We start from the raw sequence: 19,226 nt of genomic DNA, 5'->3' as shown, positions 1-19,226 counted from the left end.
TAGGTTCTATTTTACCTTCCAGTAGTACTCAATAACTAGCTGAGAGTTGAATTCAAATGGTACATCTGATTCAAGAGGAGCTGCAACCATAGTTGCTTTCTTCTTATCTGTACCTTCAACATTGTAACAAGCTGGAACTGCTGCGAAACGTGGAGTTTCTTGAGTTTGCTTGTAAAGTTGGTTGTTATAACCTTTCTCAGATAGAGAGATAACATCACCTTGGCTAACGATGAAAGATGAACGGTCAACTTTCTTTCCGTTAACTAGGATTTGTCCGTGAGAAACCATTTGAGAAGCTGCCATCATTGATGGTGCAAATCCAAGTCTGAAAACTACGTTGTTCAGTCTTGACTCAAGGTTAGATAGAAGTACTTCCATCCATGGCTTACCAGCAGTGTTCTTCTTAGCTTGCTTAACGTAAGTAACAAGTTGCTTTTCTCTTAGACCGTAGTGGAATACTAGTTTTTGTTTTTCTTTAAGACGTACGGCATAGTCAGAAATTTTCTTTCTTTTGTTACCGTGTACACCTGGTCCGTATGGACGACGTGCTAATGCACCAGCTTTTCCAAGACCTGGAAGTTCAACACCTAGTGCTCTTTGGATTTTAAAGCGTGATCTCGCTGTAGTACTCTTTGCCATTGTTGGCTCCTTTTGAATAAAAAAGATCTTAGGGACAAGGAAAAGTTACATCACATCTCAAAGGCTAGTGCCTTAGGCCCATCAATCTTACTTAATAATTTCGGATGTAACTGAAGCTTTATAGCGAACAATGGCCACTGTTGTCAATGGGAAAGGATGTAAATATTAGATATTATAGAAGTTTCATAGTTCTGACTTAAAGATATCAAGTACTTGAAGGGTTTTACTTCCAGGCTTTCCGTTTCCGATTGTTGTATCATCGACTTTTACGATTGGTACAAGGTATTTTGTTGATGATGTTAGAAAGCATTCGTCCGCTTCCTTTAACTCACTTCCCGTGAAGTTTACTTCTTCAAATGCAATGCCTTGCTCGCCAAGAATGCGAATAACATTTTCCCTCGTGATGCCTTTAAGAAGTCCTGCTGCAATAGGTGGAGTTTTAAAAATACCGTCTTTTACGATCCAGATATTGCTTGTCGTGCACTCGGTAACGTTGCCATCTTGATTGAGCATGATGGCATCAAAGTATCCTGCTTCCTTGGCCTCGTTGTAGGCTAGGATATTATTTAGATAATTTCCTGACTTAATATTTGGATCCATGGACTTTACTGGATTTCTAAGAGTGGAAGCAATAATGACTTCAACGCCGTCGTCATACCAAGTTCTTGGATTTTCCGGAAGCTCTTTGCCAATAATGATAACATTTTGATTGCTGGCCGCTTGTGGGTCGAGCGTAATTTCACCTTCTCCACGTGTGACGACTAAACGAATATAGCACCTGTCGTGGCCAGCTTCATGAAGCTTTGTTGCAACTTCTATAATGCGTCTTTCGTACTCTTTGAAACTTAGCTGGAGGTGCATGTGCATCTTTAAAGCAGAGTTTTGTAGACGTTCAAGATGCTCTTTTAAAAAACCAATCTTTCCATCTCTAACCTCCGTTACTTCGTAAACAGAATCACCATAGAGAAAGCCACGATCAAGTACTGAGATTTTTGCATCAGCTTCGTGATCTAAAATCTGGCCATTAATACTTATTACTTTCATGGTAGAATTGCTTTGTATCCTTCTGGGATAATATTCCAAGCATCATTTTCAAAGCGAATCTCTTTTGTCTCTTTACCCATTAGATAAATCTTCTGACCACATTGTAGCCAATCAAGAATTCCGCCAAATAGATTCGTAAATTTTGTATTTGGATTAGTTTTAGAAAGCTCGAGAATAGCTTTAGTTGAACGCGTTCCAATCGTAGAGTAGACAACGACTTCCTTACCTTGAAGTTGTGGGTAGACTTCGTGAAGCTTTGACAAAGGAATAGCTCTCTCAATATGAGAGACCTCAAATTGATAAGTATTTCGTGCATCGACGACAACAAGGCGGTTATCCTTAAGTCGAAGGCGTCTTTTTAGGTAGTCGCAGTCCACATTCTCAACACTTGGGTACTTCTTGGAAAGGGCCTGGGCCATACTGCCAATAACTTTTCTCTGATCCTTAATTCCATCCGTTCCAATACATGAACTTAGTAGAAGTATTGAGAGTACAATATATTTCATAATTTGATCCAAACCTTTGTCATTTAAACTACTTAACTATTTCAATTTATCATGCCAAATCTTTAATTATTTGACCATGAATAAAACTTAACCCATAATTTTACTATGCAGAAATTATTTAAAATCTTCATTTTTCTTTACCTTACAATCACAAGTGCTTACGGTGCGAGTCTCGGATTAGATGACACTGAAGAGCCTGTTTTTTACCTCAGAAATTCAACAGGTGAAAACTTAAATGAGCTTTTTTATAATTTAGGTGGAGATGGCTCAACAGCAGAAGCAGCTATCACTCTCTATGTACCTCTTAGTCTTGGTACAGGTGTACAAGATTTTGCTTATTATCTTGCTGACTCAAGTGGTACATCTCCTAACTTGGCCGATGAAACGTCTGATGTAGGAGGGCTCTTTCTACGAGACGTTGACTCTCTAGCTTATACAAATGAAGAGCTTTATGTTGCATTAAAAGACAACGATAACTCAAATCCGGTTTATCGTATTGTTACTGAAATCCCAAGCTCACAAGTTGAGGCACCATTTGTAAGCTTTCTCGATATCTGCTCAACAAGTGAATTAAACTGCGCCGGAATCACAGATTCAATTGCTTCAATTAAAGACAGCATCGAGCTGGTTCTATTCTATATGCCTAAAGACACAGACTATAGCTCTAACGAAGAAGTGGAGATTCCTGATACTGTAGGTAGAGCGATTTACTTTAAACTCGTTATTAGTGCCGCTGTCACTGATATCAGAACACGTGCAAGCTTAAATATCACAGGGACTTATGCGGGAGATGAGACTGCAGTTCTTGATTATTTTGGTGATCATGGTGGGAATGGTACTTATATTTCTCGCATCGCCCTCTATGTTAAAAATGGAGGGGGACTTGTCACTAGGACCGTTGATGATATTCGAATTATTGAAGATCAATCAAATGAAGGTAATGTTAAGGTGACAAATCTCACTAATAACGCAACTTATAGCTCTGCTATCGCGTATCTTGATCACTTTGGCTTTATTGGGCCAGGTAGTACAAGTAGTGCGGATCTGGATGTACAAACGGCAGATTATCAGCCTCAACCAATTGAGAAGCTGCTTTCGGAAAACCAGTGTTATCTTGTAACTGCTGGCTTTCAAAGAAATCACTACGTCTTAGAATACTTTCGCGTTATTAGAGATGAGTATCTGATGAAGACAGCTCTTGGTGCTGCGTTTGTAAAATTTTACTATAGCACTGCGCCATTTTTTGTGGAAACAATCTTAAATAACGAGTCCTTGGCCTCAATGATTAAGAGATATAGTTTCTCAATGTATTTTGTTTTACAAAATATCCTATTTATATTAGGATTCATGACTATAATTACGTTTTTAACGTTTAGAAGAGAATTTATCTATGCCTTACAAAGTTTTAATCGTCGATGACGAACCAGATATTCTAGAGTTACTGGCCGAGGAGCTTCAGTTTGAAGGCTATGAGACGGAGTGCGCAAACTCTGGAAATAGTGCTGTTAAGCTAATCAATAGTGGCCAAACTTTTGATGCCATAATTTCTGACTATAAGATGCCAGATGGAAATGGGAAGGTTGTTCTTGATTGCACAAATAGTAATGACAGCCAGAAGGAGAAAGTATTTTACTTTGTTTCAGGACAAGCAGATATTTCTCTAAAAGAGGCAATGAAGGAAGGGGTCACTCGTTTCTTTTACAAGCCCTTTGATCTAGATGAGCTACTGACAAGTTTAAAAAAAGATCTACAATAAAAAAAGGGACCGTATTGGGTCCCTTTTTAATTTGGCTAGTTTAGGATTGTCGAATGCGTACCTCGTACGTATCGGTTTTTCCCCAGATGATCTTCCTTACTTTCTTCAAGTAGCAGATCCCAAAAACCATCCATTTCGTTATATTTGGCCAGTAACTCATACGTACGGCCAAGCCCCTGTCTCGAAAAGGCACTTCGTTGGAATTCAACATTCGTACGAAGTGATTCAAATTCGCTTTTTAATTGATTAACTGTTTCCTGTGAAAGATCACTGAACTCTTCTTGCATTAGTTCTAGGATTCTTCCAGCAAGTCTCTTAGGTCCAAAGTATGATGAAATAAACTTTACAAAGACGCTGGCATTGATTTTTCTAAGGATTGGGTTGGCCTTATCGTAAAAGGCCGCAAGAAAACACTCATCAATTTGCTGATGCCTTACTTCATCAAGCATATGATAGTAGTGGCATTGCCAGAAGTTCCAATCGACTTCACCGGCCTTTAGCGCCTTGTTATATTTCTTAGAAATATCTAATGTTCTTTCTTCAAAGAATAGGGCAATCCAAATCCACCATAAGAAGATATTTGGAAATTTTGTGACAACTTTCATGATGAAGTTCTGCACAGGACTAAGCTTAAATATACGTAGAGGGTTCTCTTTCGAATAATTTTCAGGCTCGGCCTTCATAAGCATTCTTAGAAAGATTTCGCCGTGCTTATCTTCTTCTTCCATAAAGTGATCAATGGCCTCAGTCATTTGAGGGTTTAGCTTATAAATTCTTTTACAGCTTTTAAGGGCCGGATTTAGAAGAACGTTTTCAAACCAAATAAATTGCTCACAAATTGAAAGTCCAATTAATTGGTTGAATCTAAGTTTTTGGGCCTCTGTAAGTAAGTCATAACTTGGTAGGTAAGAGATGGTCACCATTTCATCTGGTGTCCACTTTAGCTTCTTATCAATTGGTTTAGACCAATCAAGTGCATCAACAGTGAAGGCGCGCTCGACAGATTGTTTATTAAGTTTTTCTAATTTGCTAATAAGTCTCGATTCCATCTTAGCTCCAATTATGAAAGTACTTGCTTTAGTTCTTCGTTATGATTTTTTTCTAAGTAATTAATTAAATCTTGAGTCGTTTGGCATTGTAAGAAGATTGTGACAGGTAGTTCTTCGAAATCTTCTTTTAGGCGTCCGATAAATGACATGGCATCATATGAGTCAAGGCCCAACGTGATAAAGCTTGTCTCAAGAGTCAGTGTAATTTCTTTTTCATCACTGACTTCAGCAATTGCTTCATTTAAATATTTTAAAACTTTCTTATCCATAGTGGTATCCAAGTTATCCCAATTTCTCTTTGATTAAGAAATTAAACTTAAATTTATTTTTTATGTATCGAGAAACTATAAGATTAAATCGATAATTTTTCTCGATTTTTGTAATTTCTCCGGTCATGTATCTTTTTTGGGCATTTTGGCGTTTTACCTTCCCACTTGTCGTTTTCTTAAGAGTCAATTCTGGCACGATCGAGATATTGTCTTCTGAGAGGGCCATCTTTGACTTAAGTGCGTTAGCGACGTCTCGTTTTACTCTATTTCTGGCCTCTTTTGACTTCTCATTGAGCTCAATGATCAGGTGAGGTCGCTCGCTCTTATCCGTTTGGATAGAGAAGGCAACCATGCGCCCAAGCTTTACCGCTGGAACTTTGGCGGCCATAAATTCAAGGTCATTGGCAAAGATATTCACTCCGTTACAAATCAACAGGTCTTTGCTTCTTCCTGTTACGTAGAGCTTACCTTCTTTATCGAGAAACCCTAGGTCTCCTGTATTAAGCCAACCATCTTCAAGATGTGACTCTCTTCCAAAGTAATGAGTTGAAATAGATGGGCCTTTTATGTAGATTTCTCCAACTCCTTGGCCTTGATTTCTAATCTCTAGCTGAGTAGGAGAAAGGACCTTTCCACATGAAATAAACTCTTCGTTCTTAAGCGTTAGAGTTTCAAACTTAGTTCCAACGTCATGAAATGTTACAGCAAGAGTTGCCTCCGCTAGTCCATAAACAGGCATAATAGCATTTGCACTGAAGCCGTATTTTTCAAAACGTTTACTAAAGGCTTTTAATACATTTGCCTTGATAGGTTCCGCGCCACATTGAGCGAAGCGAATATGTGAAAGATCGAGTCCTTCTAGTTTTTTTTCTGGAATTTTTGTCGCACAAACATAGTAGGCCGAATTTGGAATACAAAGAGCACTGCACTTCGTTTCAGATACTAAGTGAAGCCATTTGTGAGGTGCTATCACGTAATCTTGAGTGCGAATAATATGACATTCTAAATTCTTTAACAGGGCAGTTAGAAGACTTCCTATTAGTCCCATATCATGATGAAGTGGAAGCCAAGTACAAATGGAGTCAGAATCACTTAGCTTGATGCCTTGATTAATCTGGTCATTATTTGCAAGTAGGTTACTATGGCTGATAACAACACCCTTAGGGGCCGAAGTTGAACCAGAAGAAAATTGAATAAAACAAGTTTCATTACTTTCTGGATTTGCAAATTGTGTTGCCATTGCAACGTCGTTAAATTTTACTATATTTGTAAAGCCCTCTGGAGAGTTCTTTGCTGCGATATACTTTGTTTGTGCTGCTGAGGCGAATTGGAATAGTAATTCTTGATAATCTTCTTTTAGCATTAAGGCGTTTGATGCCATTGGTACTGGTACATTTCCTGAAAGAATAATACCAAAGAAGTATGTCACAAAGCTTTCTTCATTTTCAAAAGAAAGGATTATATTACTACCAGTGATTTCATTTGCTTTAATTTTTGAAGCAATTGCACGGGCCTTCTCCATAAGCTCATCGATAGAAAGAGAGCTAACAAGCTTAAAGTTCTTGTAAAAGAAGAGAACCTTCTTCTCTAGATCTTTATTTGAAAGTAGCTTGTCAATTAGGTTACGCATTCAGTTGACCTTCTAAGTAAGCAATGATCTCAAGTGTTTTATTAAAGATATGTGGCATGAATTCATACTCATTTACACTATGACCTACATAGTAGAATAGGACACGATTAAGTAGATACTCATTTGCACATGAAAGCATATTTTCTAATTTCTCTTCTTTCGTTAGTTCTAGTCCATCCTTAGCGAAGTAATATTCGATATCACTTTCGATCTCTCCACTTGGTGTTGTGAAACTCATGAACTCAACTAAGTCTCTGTATGGAGAGTTAAAACGTGATAATTCCCAGTCATAGAAGCATGGACGTCCATTCTTGAAACAAATATTTCTTGGGTTAAAGTCATTGTGAGTTAGTGTTTTAGGGCCCTTGTTAATGATCTTTGCCCATTGTTCAACGCTGCTTAGAACTTCTTCCAATTTCGCTTCGGTCTTTGCGCTAATGTAATTTTGTGCGCGAATATAAGTGATAATCGATTTTGTTAAATCCTTATCAATATTAATCTTCCCAAGATTAAGGGATGACTCTGCTACTTCTTGTGAATTAGCAAAACTCTTGTGGACTTTAGAGATGGCATCATAGATTAATTCACGAGTTGAGCTAATCCATAGCTCTAAACTTCCTTGCGTATTCATTAACTCAATTTTTGAGAAATTTAAGTTCTCAAGAAGAAGAAGGTAAGCTTCTTTCTGAGCATTCACATACGTACCGTGAAGCTCTGGCATATAGCGAGAGAAATCTTTTGAAACCATACGGTATGCTTCAATTTCTCTTACATGACATTTCGTAAATTCATTATTATGAATTGTTTTGATAAATTTTCTTCTGATATCACTATCGGCAAAACCTGCGATAGCTGCAAAGCCTGCAATCACATCAGTATCAAGAGGCTTTGATTTAAGGATGATTTTTTCTTCTTTGTTTACTTCTAATGAAGTAAAACCAAGTGACTTGTTAACTACTCGGGAAGTCGCTTCTGTGATAATCCCATTTTCAATATTGATCTTATGATCATGCTCAATCGATTCACTTTCTTGAACAAGAGTCGACTGATCAGTGAAATTTTCATTGATAAATTCTTTTGTGATATCTTTTGTCTTAAGTTGATCTTTTGGATTATTTCTTCCTAGCTTGTCGTGAGCATAAGCAAATTGTCCACCACAGATGGCCGACATCGTCGAAAGCTCTAGTGATAGGGCAGCACCTGCAATAATTTTAGCAAATCTTTCGACCTTTCCGGCACCTGAACAACCAATCGACTTCAGGCAGTCCTTATAGTGACCTAGACCTGTTCCACCACCAACAGTTCCAATAACAAGTGAAGGTAGTGTTAAGCTTACATATAAACCTTTTTCATGTTTTTCAAAATTTAAAACCGCAGTTGAAGATTCATGAATACAGGCGAGATCCTGTCCAGTTGAAGCAAAAATGGCAGCAACAGCATTGGCAACGTTGACGTTATAGCCAGTCATTCCTTCTAAACGAGTGATAGGAAGAGATCTTAGGTATAAATTGATAAGATCAGTACTCGTAGTCTTTAAGATACGCTTTAAAACTTTTTCAGAGATCACACATTCTGCAGTTACATAAGTTCCGCGTGTCTGCATGGCAGATCCAACTGAAACTTTCTTATCACTTGATCCATTTCCTTCAAGGAAAAATTCTACGAGATTAATTTTTGAAGTAAGAAGTTCTTCTTTGATCCAAAGGCATGATTGCCAAGTACAAACCGTCGTCATATTTTGGCCAGAGGCATCAGCGCACTCATAGATAAATTTAGCGTGAACGTTGCGGCCTATAAGAACTGGCTTAATCTTTTTAAGATCAGCAAAATTTGAGTACTTCTTAGTAATACTTTTAATTGTATCGAAATTATCTTCTAACCATGAGATAAATTCATCAGCATGGTCAATATCATCAAATGTAAAAACAGGAGCGCGGTACATGCGCTTTCTTAGTACCTTGGCCTTAAATCCACCACATAAGGACACAGCAAGTGCGCCGCGAGTGATAGAAGAGACTAGTGCACCTTCAGATGTTGCAATAGGGATATAAAGATCTTCTTTTTCGCCTTTTTCATTTATTTTTAATGGCCCACAAATTCCCATTGGAATCGAAATGCTTCCAGTATAAGACTCGATATTTCCCTTGAGGCTTAGGCCATCTAAGTCAGTCGTTTGAATTGAGTCGAGGCTTTCTCCGCACTGGGCCTCTAAAATTGCAATACGATTTAGTCTTGCTGCCTCAGAGTAGTCAAAACGAGATGGGGCCGAAAGCTTCTGCTTTACGACTTTTGCTTCCTGGTCAGAAGCTAAATTTGTGTGTGTTTCATTGATCTTCATTGTTCAAATATAGCTTATAAAGATGAACGAGAGCGCTTGATTGAAAATTGTACTATGGCCGTCTACTGTGTAGACGGCATGTGTATTATAGTAAAATCAGTAAGTTAGAGACTGAATAGGTGATAGAATCGAGTTTTCTGTGAAATATCTTTCGCAAATAGAGAAGGAAGGTTTCCGTCTCGCATTAAGCATAGATAAGCCTGCTCATATTGAGATCGAACCTGAGGGATGATCTCCTTTAGAAGGTAAATGAAGCTTAGGCCCATATGACGATGATCTGGGTGAACTCCCATAGTCTTAATTAAGAGCTTCTTTTTGTCTGTTGATGTGGGGTCCACAAAGTTTAGGATGATACCAACAATCGAGTTATCCTCTTTTGAAATTAGAGCACGCGATGTGTGAGGGCAAATAAGAGCAGCTGCCTGAGGTCCATACTTTAGCTTGAATGTTTCAAATGAAATTGGGGAGTAGGCGATATTTTCTCCAAAGACTTGATCAGCACTTTGATAGAATCGTTCAAGATTATCTAGCCAAAATTGGCCATCAATCACTTTGAGCTCATAATTCTGAGTCATTGGTGAGTCATCGATTTCATCAAATTGTTTAGACCACTTCAAGAGCTTATCAAAGTCATTGATCTCATAAGTTACATAACTCTCAAAGACTTCACCGTTAGCACTTAATAAGTCATACAGACTTTTGTCATATGGTGGCTCCATTAAGTGATGGGGAAGGTCTTCGTTTTGTTTAAGGCGATAGGTATTATAAGTTGAAAAATTAAGGGGACCGACTATTTTGTCGATACCATGTGTAGCACGATATGCTTTTGCCGCTTTTATAAAGCTATCTGATAAACTCCCAGAACAAAAACCAAAGTAGGCTTCTTTACCGATAAGAAAGAAGATTGCGCAAGCTTCACCATCGACAAATTGTTCAATACTTGAGATTGCTTCGTTATCTTTAAAAAGAAGAAACTCTTGTTTTTGATCCTGTGTAAGTAGGTCTAAGTTAATTTGCATAAACACCTACAATTAGAGCGATATAAAGTAGGAGAGCAAAGAGTCCAAATGACTTTTCGTTCTTCTTACGTCCTTCTAGACTCGGTTTTTTAAGATATTTAAAAAGAGTTGATTGTGCAGCTGCAAAGCCTGCAATTCCCATTGCTGCTAAAATTGAACGCAGGTTTGGCATTAGCGGAATAAGGTAAAGGAAGCATCCTAGAGTTACCATATTCATTAATGTGATGATTAGAACACTACCTCCAGCTCCATAAATTTTTGTATATGAATCAAGTGTTTCAGTTTCTTCTTCTGGCCCTCTCGTCTTTCTTGTGAATTCATATGAGAAGCCTGAAGCAAATGACATGGCAAGAATTAGATAAACGTAGAATTCAAATGTTGGAACTTGCCATTTTGCCGACATGATCCAAATAATAATAAGAGGAGAAACTAACATGTGGCTAATTGAGTAGAGAGTTAAGCGTTTTTCTAGCCAAGGGCCAATAAAGAACTCTTTGGCCATTAGAACTGACCATAGGTAAACGGCTCCATAACAAATAAGAGTAAGATAGTTATTTGAGATTAAGAATGAATAAGTTAGTCCAATAATAGTAAAAATGGCCGCAATAATATCGAGGTGCCAAAGTTTAATTAGGCCTCTTTGAAGAGCACGCTCTGGGTGATTAATACAGTCAACTTTAAAGTCTTTATGTTCATCGAATACTCTTAATACAAAGTAATGGCCAACTACTGCAATGGCCCCTAGGATATCTAGTGGTGTGAAGTCTAGTGCTTTATCTTGTAAGAAGAGGGCCAGACGACTCATGACAAAGAAAGTAATTAGGCCAGAGATGACATTGGCCATTGGAAAGCGCTCGCTTGACCATGCTAAATATCTCTTAATAAATGAATCTTCCATTTTAATATGACTTATATCTTTGCTCATACATCCTCATCTGAATTTAATTTCTTTGTACCATTATATAATGAAAACAACTATAATTGTGACATGGCAAAATATTTTACTGACAAATTAAATTACTCACTTGCAAATGAAGATATTGAAATGGAGTCAAAAGTTTGTAGAAAACTTTCTTCAAAAAATATTGGTTCTATTTGTGGTGCCGGGCCGAGAGGCTTATATCTCGTGACAAATGTTGATTCAAGACTAGACCTCTTTGATGTTTCTGGACTCCAAATTGAGTGGGCCAGGGCATATGAGAAGGCGATCCTTGCCCTTGATGAAGTTGAGTTTTTAAGAGCGTATCATGATGATTCTGGAATCTTAAAGACTATTGGTGCAAATGTTGGACTTAGTGAATACTTTGATGCCAATGAAATTGCGGCCCTTGCTGGCTCATGGGAGAAGACGTTTATTACTTTCTCAAAGCTTTGTCGTAAGATCCTTGGTCATCGAATTATTGATGCCCTTAAAAACTGTAAAACTGTTCAAGAGCAGCTCAATATTATGGATACAGTAAGCTTTAAAGTGAAGTGGACTGTTGTTCTGTCGATTGTTGGGAATAAAGCTCTAATGAATTCTCTCTTATATCGAGGGGACTTTATCAGAAAGAATATCCCCGAGAGTTATGTGAAGTTCTATCGAAATCGCTTTGCTCGTCTATTTAAGAATAACCTTATCAAAGATAATTTCTTCTTAAGTCTATGCTTTTTTGGAGAAGTTACTTTGACAAATACGCCACTGCGATGTCGAAAGTTTTCTGAGCTAAAAAGGTGTATTGAAACAACTCAAGTCAATTATCATATTGGTGATGTTGTTGCAGAGCTTGCCAGTGGAAAGCATCAATTTGATTACTTTTCTTATTCTGATGTTCCTAGTTACTTTAATAATGAGCTAGGTCGAGACTTCATACAAAAGGCCAAAGCTTCAATTTCTATTGGTGGTGTGATTTGTGTTCGCTATTACTTACGTGTTCATTCACCAAACTTAGACGGCTTTGAAGATATAACAGCTGACTTCTCTGATCTTATTAAGAAGGAGAAAGTTGGGGTTTATGATATTAAATTTTATAAAAGAATTTCATAGAAAAAGGCCTCATTATGAGGCCTTTTGTTATTCTTGATTATCTTGAAGTAAGTTAATTAGACCTTTTTCACAGTCCATCTCAATCTCTTGCCCATTTTCAACAATTTTTGTAATTCCTGGAACACCGACAATTGTCGGTATTTTAAGCTCTCGTGCGATAACCGCAGAGTGTGATAGTGTCGATCCTTTTTCTACGAGAAGTCCCTTAATTGATGGGAATAAAGGGGCCCAGCCTGGGTCAGTTCTTACCGTACAAAGAATCTTATCATTCACATCGATTCCATCATCTGGTTTAAAGAGTAGGGCGACTTCTCCTGTGATATGTCCTGGATAGCATCCAATACCCTTAAGTGCACCATCGTGATCGAGATTTGTATTACCTTCATAGATAAACTTATTTCCCGCATGAACAAAGCCAAAAGTCTTAAAATGATGACCAGGCTCTTCATCTTCATATGATTCATACTCAGACTTTCTTAAGCTAATTAGCTCTTTTAGACTTGTCTGCACAATACGCCCATCTTTCAACTCTTCGATCTCACTAAGAGTTAGAAAGAAGATATCTTCAGGTAAATTGATTAAGTTAAAGCTTGCTAGCTGATTTCCCATCTCACGGTAAATTTGGCGTGAAATTCCAAAAGACTTAGTTCGTAGTAGCCTTGTATTTTCTCTGTAGCGAATTGCCTTTCTGAGTTTTTCAAGGTCTTTATAAAAACGTTTTCTAGCAAAAGAAGAAAGCTTCTTTTTAATGATTGGAGCTATTTTAGCTTCTTCAGATTCTCTAAGTTCAAGCTCATTTGCAATAAAGTTATCATAACTTAGACTTTCTTTAATAACGTAGTTCTTTAGAATATTAATAAGAAAGTCGGGGTTTTCACGCAGAGATAAACTCTCTAATTTAAGTTCCCCAATAGTGCGGTCACCATAGTCTTGAATATACTTCTGACATAGATCAAAGATGGCCTTATTGTTGATATAGAAGAAGTCCATGACTTTTGAGTTTTCTAATTTTAAGAATTGATCCTGAAAGTCTTGATCACACTTCTTAATTTCATCACTAATCTTTAGAAGTTCTTTTGTTGGCTGGGTACTGGCTATATCGTGTTCTCCAGACAATAAGTTTCCAAGCGTGATATCGGAATTTTCAACCGCAAGCTTCTCCATCCAGCGATACATCTTTCCATTCATCATCATGACATAGAAATCATTTATAAGCGGGGCATGCCACTTACTTGTGATTTTTTGATCAAGCTCTTCAGTTAGGTCATAGAGTTGTGTGAGATTAAGTCTGTTAAGTTTAGAAAAATCAATATCTTCATATACTTCATAAAAGCTAGACATAAAGTCTGCAACAACTTTATCAATTTTAGAAAAATACCACAGCAGACTTCCAAAGGTTTTAATTAAACCAGGAAGCATCTTAAGCCTCTCACAAAATGGAAGATTCTTATCTTCAATGAATTCGACAGGGTCTGTTATTCCCATCATCTTTTCCATATCACCTTTTGATTGTTTAAAAGATGGAAGTAACAGAAGTCCTTTGTACCAAGACTGAATATTGTAGAAAACACGCCCTTCGATAAGTGCAATCATATTCTTATGTCTTTTTTCGTGCTTCTTTAACTCTTTTTCACTTAATCCCGTTAGGCCTAGTAATTGGTGATAGACCTTAAAGTACATCTTAGAAGCATAAGAAAATGTTAGAGGAGTTGTGACGCCATTGAATGACTCCTGAATATTTGAATTATCAAAGACATTGGCAAACTCTTCTCGCTTATCCATAGGAAGAGAAGTGATATCCCTTGTTTGGACAATATAGATTTTTCCATTTTTAAAGCAAAACTCAATATCTTGTGGTTTCTTCTTTAGTGCAAGAATATCAAGTGCGATCTTATTTAACTCGATAATCTCAGCGTGAGTTAAGACACTTGAGTTAATATCACTTCCTACGACTTCAACTTTCTTGGTTGTCTTATTTTCATAATCAGCAATTATTTTAAAATCTTTTTCTCTAATTTCATCTTTAATAATACCGCGGTCATCGATTGTGTACTCGTCAGTGTTACACTCGCCACTAACGACACCTTCACCTTGGCCATAATTTGCTGAAATGAGCATTTCGTCTCTGTACCCATTAATTGGGTTGGCCGTAAAGAGAACACCTGATTTTTCTGGATCAATCATTTCTTGTATGATGACGGCCATTTTAGGTGTTGATTGATGAATTTGATTCTTAAATCGATATGTAAGGGCCGTTAGAGAAAAGTTACTCTTAAAGCAATTTCTTATGGCAGCCTCTATTCTTTCTTTTCCTTGGACATAGAGAAATGATTCGAGCTGTCCTGCAAAAGAGAAGTGACTACCATCTTCATCTGCAGCAGAACTTCTAATAGCATAATGAATTTCAGGATTAATTCTTTCCATTACTTCATCAATAATTGATATTTCACACTTATTAATCTCTGTATGAATCTTTGCAATAAGTTCTTTTAAGTCGTCAATAAATTCAAGTTGCGTGTATTGAATGATAAGTTGTTTTAATACTTCATTTTGGTCAACTAATGTTTGAAAGTAATCACTAGTAATACAAAACCAATCAGGTGTATTAACACGACATTTTTCAAGCTTTGCAAGATTATAGGCCTTGCCACCAACTTGTGTTTTTGTTGTAAGAAGAGAATCAAATTTACTTAATAGATACATTTACTACCTAATATTACAAATTATATTATTTTCATTTAATATTATCATATGAAAAATATTGAAGATATAAGGCAAGAACTGGGTTATATCGGTGGGCCAATAAACGGCTGCCATTACCTCGATTCTCATTTTAGAAATAATTTAGAAAAGCGATGCTTAATATACCAAGATAAAGACCAGACTTATGGTGAATTTATGTCTCAAGTTGGGGCGTGGATAAAGACTTTATCTGATGCTGGAATTAAGAAGGGAGATCGAGTCATTGTTCTTATTCCACTTCGTCTTGAGCTATATCAGATTATGGTTGCCTTATTTTACATGGGAGCGGTTGTCGTCTCGATAGACTCGACTATGCCTAAGGAGAAGCTTAAGCAGGCCATAGGGGATGCAAATGCTCAGGGAATCATCTCTGTTAAAGAGCTTTTAAAGTGGACTCCTTTAATTCCTGCTCTTTGGAAAATGAAGCGTTTTACGTACGATCAAGACTGTTTCTTTGCCAAATCTTTAACAAATATTAAAGCTGAAGATAATCTTAATTTTTCGCAAACACCGATTGAGCAAGATGCTCAAACGCTTATCTCTTTTACAACTGGCTCAACTGGCAGGCCAAAGGCAGCAAATAGAAGTCTTGATATCTTTTTAGCGCAGAAGATCGTTTCAGAATACTTTTGGTTACATCGAGAAGATGAAGTTGATATGCCATTTTTCCCAACTCTTGTTCTTCAAAATTTGGGACTTGGAATAACGACAATTTTTCCAGATATCGACTATCGAAAATTGTCTGAGTTTGATGTTTCAAAAGTAATTGAACAAATGAATAAGTATAAGGTCACGCGTTTCAGTGCTAATCCTATGATCATTAAACGTCTTGCAAATTACCTTGCTGCAAATGAAATTAAGATTCCAAGTCTGAGAAGTATCATTATTGGTGGTGCTGAAATTTCAACGAAGCATGCAAACTTTGTAAAAGAAGTATTTGAAAAGGTAAGTGACGGTATCGAAATACATATTATCTATGGATCAACGGAAGTCGAACCAATTAGTTTTGTGCCAATTGATGAATATATCTCAAATAAAAAAACAGGACTTAAGCTAGGTCATGTCATTGAAGTCTTGGAAGTTAAAATTAATGAGGTTGCTAATAGTTTTGACTTTCAAGAAGGGCTTATCTGGGGTGAGATTTGTTTAAGTGGTCCTCATGTAATTAAGGAGTATATCGATAATCATCCGGCCAATAAGGCCACAAAGAAGTGGGATGAGCAGGGAAGGCTATGGCATTTAACTGGCGATGTTGGTTATATGAGTGGTGGCCAGATTTATCTCTTAGGAAGATTAAAAGATTGTTTAAGTATTGATGGAAAGCTTGTTCCTACATTTCATTATGAAAATGAATTAGCACGAATCGATGGCGTTGAACGAGCTGCTCTTGTGCAAGTTGGAAATAAGATTAAATGCCTTATCGAAGGCGAAGTAAAAATTAAAGATCATATTAGTGAAATTTTAAACGATTGGAATTTAGCAAATGCAATTATTGAGTTTGGAAGAGTTCCTGTTGATTCGAGGCACTTTTCTCGCGTTGATCGCAATGCCATAAGAGAAGGTATCCAGCACAAATAATATGTGCTGGATTATGTATTCTAGTTTTCGTAATTTTGACAAAGAATCGAAATTTTCTTTGTTAGCTCTTTTGGTAGAGTAGAGAATAGGTTTGACCAGCTATTCACTTTATGTCCGTAGCATCTTTGCCAGTGTGGAGTATAAAGCTGCCCTTTATCTCTTAATAAATACTCTTCCATATAATTTTTTAAATGTAGGTCTTGAAGATCTTTTGAGTCTGATCTTTCTAATACTTTTCTTTGATAGAGGGTATCTGCAATTTCAAATGGTGTAACAAAACTTGCTTGTCCTTTATAAAGCTTATTAGATTCATCAAAGTTGTATGCTGCTCGAATAAAAGTGTGAAACTTAATTCCTGGGTAAGTTTGTTTAATACCATTGTAGAAAGAATTATCGTGCTCACCATTGTCACCAACAAGGATAACTGTATCTGGCCTGTGCTCTGAGATTAGCTCTTCAAGTCTTTGGGCCTTAAAGATCTTACTTGAAACTTTAATCGGTCTAATCTCAAGACTCCCTTCTGGAAAGTTTCCATTCTTAAGTAATTCTGTGTGTGACCATGCCATCACTTCTTCTGGAGCGTTTGTCAGATAGAATACATCTGCATTGAGGCGATTCTTTATAATGCGGTAAAGATCGGCCATACCAAGGAAGATATTATTTGTGCGGTAGGCATTTGAAACAGCATCAATTTTTGATCTGATATGGCCGACCTTAATAGTGTCGTCGATATCAGAGATTAGAATCGTTTTTCCACTATCCTGAGTAAAGGCTAGAGTTGCTGATGCTAAAAGGTTAAACGTAAGTACTAGGATTACTGATTTGATGTTTCTTGTTTTCATAAAGAAATCATATGGAATGAATTCATAGATTTCACTGTGTATCGCGTTAGTATGAACATTATACAGAGATTTCGTTAAAATTATCCATCCAAGTGCTGAATTGTTGGCATTTTTGGACTTCTTGCGCCTTTAGAAGATAGAGATTCTTGTGTGATCTGAAAGTTAGGATACTACCCTTAACTTTGAGCTCTTTGAGTTTTTCGACCTCTTTATAGTGCTCAATATTACGATAATCACAGGTACTAATTGTTTCGGCTTCAATTTTCAGCTTTTGAGTGACCTCGTTTTGGAGCTCTTTCATAAGATTAAGCTGTTCTTGGGAGAGTTCGTGACTAATTTCTCCTAATCTCGCTAGGTAGTCTTTTGATTCATTTAAGCTTCTGGCCGCAAGATGGCCAAGTCCTTTTTTTGAAAAATTATTGAATTCCTCAATCTTTACTTGAGAGCGAAAGAGGTAGTCGTCGGCCTTTAGTCCAGCAGCGTGGACCGAATTTGAAAGCCAGTAGACTCCGAATAATATAAGGATAAAGTATCTCAGTTTCATATGTATTTTAAAGAGCAAGAAAAGTGCCAAGAAATAGGGCACTATAATACGAGCTTTCAATAACTTGGAGTGTATATCATATGGACAGTGTCTAAAAATATCGTTATTTAAGGTACTTACTGTTTAAAACATGGTATAAGGCAATTTATGTACTATTTTGATCACGCGGCCTCTACTAAGCTCTATCCTGAAGTTATTGAAGTTTTATCGAAAAGCTTCGAATTGGATTATCCCAATCCTGCTGCCAAGCATTTGGCAGGAAAGGAATGTGCTAAGAAGATTGAGGATGCCAGAGCTAATATTTTAAAACTCATCCAGGCCAAGAATTATGGCCTGATTTTCACTTCCTCTGCAACAGAAGCAAATAATCAAATTATTCGCTCAATTGAGGAGGGGATTATCTTCCTCAGTGGAGACCATCCTTCTGTTACCAAGGTCATTGATAATGGAGAAGGCTTCAAAAGCATTGAAGAAATAGTCAATGCAGTAACAAGTGAAACACAACTTGTTTGTATCAGTCTTGTAAACTCTCAGTCTGGACAATATTTTGAAGTTGAAAAAATCGCACAAGCTGTAAAGGCCAAGAATAGAAAGTGCCTCGTTCATGTAGACGCAACTCAGGGTTTTGGAAAGGTTCCTTTTACTCTTAAAGATTCTGAAATTGACTTTGTCACTTTCGGTGCTCATAAAATGGGAGGGCCAAGAGGTATTGGTGGTCTTATTTTCAAAGAAAGTAAGGTGCATTTTCTTAAGCGCTATCTTAGAGGTGGTGCTCATGAAAAAGGTCTTAGGGCCTCAACTCCTTCAACGTCACTTGTACTCGCACTGGCAAAAGCTTGTGAACTAGCTTTCACTGACTTAGATGATTCATTTGAGAAAGCAAAGATACTAAAAGAAAAAATTAAAGCTGGGCTAAGTGGTCTGCATAAGAATATTAGTTATCCGTTTGAGGATCAAAATACTTCGCCATTTATTCTATGTGTTCTCTTTGAAGGGATTGCTAGTGATATTATTATGAGGCACCTTGAAACAAAGGGAATCATGATCTCATCATCAACTGCTTGCTCATCAAAGATTAAGGGGTTAAACCCACTTTTTGCGGGCCTTGGGATTGATGAGAAATTTCATAAGAATATTTTGAGAATCTCAATCGGAAAGTCTACAACTCAAGAAGATGTTCAAGGTATGTTAAAGGGCCTTAGTGAAGTAATCGAAGAAATTGGTTTTTTAATTAAATAGGAATA

General features: G+C 37.1%; 17 protein-coding genes. 5 read left to right on the top strand and 12 right to left on the bottom strand.

What is annotated here, in order from left to right; translation table 11 throughout:
* Nucleotides 1-6: 6 nt before the first annotated feature.
* The 3 genes from rpsD to ACRXC1_RS09970 all read right to left on the bottom strand — a co-directional run bounded on the left by rpsD (nt 7) and on the right by ACRXC1_RS09970 (nt 2,189).
* Nucleotides 7-639 carry a 30S ribosomal protein S4 gene (gene rpsD, locus ACRXC1_RS09980; RefSeq protein ID WP_392860033.1) on the bottom strand — a complete coding sequence of 211 codons (633 nt, stop codon included), beginning with the start codon at nt 637-639 and terminating at the stop codon, nt 7-9.
* A gap of 183 nt (nt 640-822) precedes the next feature.
* Nucleotides 823-1,683, bottom strand: coding sequence for an aminotransferase class IV (locus tag ACRXC1_RS09975; RefSeq protein ID WP_433658445.1), 861 nt, complete (start codon nt 1,681-1,683; stop codon nt 823-825).
* Nucleotides 1,680-2,189: a rhodanese-like domain-containing protein gene (locus tag ACRXC1_RS09970; RefSeq protein ID WP_433658443.1), complete on the bottom strand. Its 510-nt coding sequence runs from the start codon at nt 2,187-2,189 to the stop codon at nt 1,680-1,682. Before ACRXC1_RS09970 ends, ACRXC1_RS09975 begins: the two co-directional genes overlap by 4 nt.
* 105 nt (nt 2,190-2,294) lie before the next feature.
* On the opposite strand from ACRXC1_RS09970, the gene ACRXC1_RS09965 reads away from it, so the two are divergent.
* Together ACRXC1_RS09965 and ACRXC1_RS09960 are read left to right on the top strand one after the other, a co-directional pair.
* Nucleotides 2,295-3,608 (top strand): CFI-box-CTERM domain-containing protein, encoded by a 1,314-nt coding sequence (locus tag ACRXC1_RS09965; RefSeq protein WP_433658441.1) that lies wholly within the window; start codon nt 2,295-2,297, stop codon nt 3,606-3,608.
* Nucleotides 3,580-3,945 carry a response regulator gene (locus ACRXC1_RS09960; RefSeq protein WP_392909447.1) on the top strand — a complete coding sequence of 122 codons (366 nt, stop codon included), beginning with the start codon at nt 3,580-3,582 and terminating at the stop codon, nt 3,943-3,945. Before ACRXC1_RS09965 ends, ACRXC1_RS09960 begins: the two co-directional genes overlap by 29 nt.
* Before the next feature lie 35 nt (nt 3,946-3,980).
* Here the strand turns inward: ACRXC1_RS09960 and ACRXC1_RS09955 are convergent, their stop codons facing one another.
* From ACRXC1_RS09955 to ACRXC1_RS09930, 6 genes are all read right to left on the bottom strand, one after another.
* Nucleotides 3,981-4,994, bottom strand: a complete 1,014-nt coding sequence (locus ACRXC1_RS09955; RefSeq protein WP_433658439.1) for a diiron oxygenase — start codon at nt 4,992-4,994, stop codon at nt 3,981-3,983.
* An 11-nt stretch (nt 4,995-5,005) separates the two neighbouring features.
* Nucleotides 5,006-5,263 carry an acyl carrier protein gene (locus tag ACRXC1_RS09950; protein ID WP_433658437.1) on the bottom strand — a complete coding sequence of 86 codons (258 nt, stop codon included), beginning with the start codon at nt 5,261-5,263 and terminating at the stop codon, nt 5,006-5,008.
* Nucleotides 5,264-5,276: 13 nt separating this feature from the next.
* Nucleotides 5,277-6,893: an AMP-binding protein gene (locus tag ACRXC1_RS09945; RefSeq protein WP_433658435.1), complete on the bottom strand. Its 1,617-nt coding sequence runs from the start codon at nt 6,891-6,893 to the stop codon at nt 5,277-5,279.
* Nucleotides 6,886-9,231: a phosphotransferase gene (locus tag ACRXC1_RS09940; RefSeq protein ID WP_433658433.1), complete on the bottom strand. Its 2,346-nt coding sequence runs from the start codon at nt 9,229-9,231 to the stop codon at nt 6,886-6,888. Before ACRXC1_RS09940 ends, ACRXC1_RS09945 begins: the two co-directional genes overlap by 8 nt.
* Before the next feature lie 104 nt (nt 9,232-9,335).
* Nucleotides 9,336-10,250 (bottom strand): hypothetical protein, encoded by a 915-nt coding sequence (locus ACRXC1_RS09935; RefSeq protein ID WP_433658431.1) that lies wholly within the window; start codon nt 10,248-10,250, stop codon nt 9,336-9,338.
* Nucleotides 10,240-11,175, bottom strand: coding sequence for a hypothetical protein (locus ACRXC1_RS09930; RefSeq protein ID WP_392909459.1), 936 nt, complete (start codon nt 11,173-11,175; stop codon nt 10,240-10,242). Before ACRXC1_RS09930 ends, ACRXC1_RS09935 begins: the two co-directional genes overlap by 11 nt.
* A 63-nt stretch (nt 11,176-11,238) precedes the next feature.
* On the opposite strand from ACRXC1_RS09930, the gene ACRXC1_RS09925 reads away from it, so the two are divergent.
* Nucleotides 11,239-12,276: a DUF3419 family protein gene (locus ACRXC1_RS09925; protein WP_433658429.1), complete on the top strand. Its 1,038-nt coding sequence runs from the start codon at nt 11,239-11,241 to the stop codon at nt 12,274-12,276.
* A gap of 27 nt (nt 12,277-12,303) precedes the next feature.
* On the opposite strand, the gene ACRXC1_RS09920 is transcribed toward ACRXC1_RS09925, so the two are convergent.
* Nucleotides 12,304-14,979, bottom strand: a complete 2,676-nt coding sequence (locus ACRXC1_RS09920) for a PEP/pyruvate-binding domain-containing protein (RefSeq protein WP_433658427.1) — start codon at nt 14,977-14,979, stop codon at nt 12,304-12,306.
* A gap of 48 nt (nt 14,980-15,027) precedes the next feature.
* On the opposite strand from ACRXC1_RS09920, the gene ACRXC1_RS09915 reads away from it, so the two are divergent.
* Complete coding sequence (locus ACRXC1_RS09915) at nt 15,028-16,596, top strand: AMP-binding protein (RefSeq protein WP_433658425.1); 1,569 nt, start codon at nt 15,028-15,030, stop codon at nt 16,594-16,596.
* Between the two features lie 20 nt (nt 16,597-16,616).
* Here the strand turns inward: ACRXC1_RS09915 and ACRXC1_RS09910 are convergent, their stop codons facing one another.
* Nucleotides 16,617-17,438, bottom strand: a complete 822-nt coding sequence (locus ACRXC1_RS09910; RefSeq protein WP_433658423.1) for a phosphatase domain-containing protein — start codon at nt 17,436-17,438, stop codon at nt 16,617-16,619.
* A 58-nt stretch (nt 17,439-17,496) separates the two neighbouring features.
* Entirely contained in the window at nt 17,497-17,982 is a 486-nt protein-coding gene (locus tag ACRXC1_RS09905; protein WP_392909468.1) for a hypothetical protein, read from the bottom strand.
* Nucleotides 17,983-18,129: 147 nt separating this feature from the next.
* Between ACRXC1_RS09905 and ACRXC1_RS09900 the strand changes: the two genes are divergently transcribed.
* Nucleotides 18,130-19,221 carry a cysteine desulfurase family protein gene (locus tag ACRXC1_RS09900; RefSeq protein WP_433658420.1) on the top strand — a complete coding sequence of 364 codons (1,092 nt, stop codon included), beginning with the start codon at nt 18,130-18,132 and terminating at the stop codon, nt 19,219-19,221.
* The last annotated feature ends 5 nt before the right edge of the window (nt 19,222-19,226 follow it).

This window comes from Halobacteriovorax sp. GFR8 (assembly GCF_050955245.1).
Lineage (GTDB): Bacteria > Bdellovibrionota > Bacteriovoracia > Bacteriovoracales > Bacteriovoracaceae > Halobacteriovorax_A.
This window is presented reverse-complemented; position numbering and strand designations above follow the sequence as displayed.

Bases quoted from the DNA above. Each gene is read 5' to 3' on its own strand.
- ACRXC1_RS09930 (WP_392909459.1), bottom strand. From the start codon at position 11,175: ATGAGCAAAGATATAAGTCATATTAAAATGGAAGATTCATTTATTAAG.
- ACRXC1_RS09920 (WP_433658427.1), bottom strand. From the start codon at position 14,979: ATGTATCTATTAAGTAAATTTGATTCTCTTCTTACAACAAAAACACAA.
- ACRXC1_RS09900 (WP_433658420.1), top strand. From the start codon at position 18,130: ATGTACTATTTTGATCACGCGGCCTCTACTAAGCTCTATCCTGAAGTT.
- ACRXC1_RS09905 (WP_392909468.1), bottom strand. From the start codon at position 17,982: ATGAAACTGAGATACTTTATCCTTATATTATTCGGAGTCTACTGGCTT.
- rpsD (WP_392860033.1), bottom strand. From the start codon at position 639: ATGGCAAAGAGTACTACAGCGAGATCACGCTTTAAAATCCAAAGAGCA.
- ACRXC1_RS09945 (WP_433658435.1), bottom strand. From the start codon at position 6,893: ATGCGTAACCTAATTGACAAGCTACTTTCAAATAAAGATCTAGAGAAG.
- ACRXC1_RS09935 (WP_433658431.1), bottom strand. From the start codon at position 10,250: ATGCAAATTAACTTAGACCTACTTACACAGGATCAAAAACAAGAGTTT.
- ACRXC1_RS09965 (WP_433658441.1), top strand. From the start codon at position 2,295: ATGCAGAAATTATTTAAAATCTTCATTTTTCTTTACCTTACAATCACA.
- ACRXC1_RS09960 (WP_392909447.1), top strand. From the start codon at position 3,580: ATGCCTTACAAAGTTTTAATCGTCGATGACGAACCAGATATTCTAGAG.
- ACRXC1_RS09910 (WP_433658423.1), bottom strand. From the start codon at position 17,438: ATGAAAACAAGAAACATCAAATCAGTAATCCTAGTACTTACGTTTAAC.
- ACRXC1_RS09955 (WP_433658439.1), bottom strand. From the start codon at position 4,994: ATGGAATCGAGACTTATTAGCAAATTAGAAAAACTTAATAAACAATCT.
- ACRXC1_RS09950 (WP_433658437.1), bottom strand. From the start codon at position 5,263: ATGGATAAGAAAGTTTTAAAATATTTAAATGAAGCAATTGCTGAAGTC.
- ACRXC1_RS09940 (WP_433658433.1), bottom strand. From the start codon at position 9,231: ATGAAGATCAATGAAACACACACAAATTTAGCTTCTGACCAGGAAGCA.
- ACRXC1_RS09970 (WP_433658443.1), bottom strand. From the start codon at position 2,189: ATGAAATATATTGTACTCTCAATACTTCTACTAAGTTCATGTATTGGA.
- ACRXC1_RS09925 (WP_433658429.1), top strand. From the start codon at position 11,239: ATGGCAAAATATTTTACTGACAAATTAAATTACTCACTTGCAAATGAA.
- ACRXC1_RS09915 (WP_433658425.1), top strand. From the start codon at position 15,028: ATGAAAAATATTGAAGATATAAGGCAAGAACTGGGTTATATCGGTGGG.
- ACRXC1_RS09975 (WP_433658445.1), bottom strand. From the start codon at position 1,683: ATGAAAGTAATAAGTATTAATGGCCAGATTTTAGATCACGAAGCTGAT.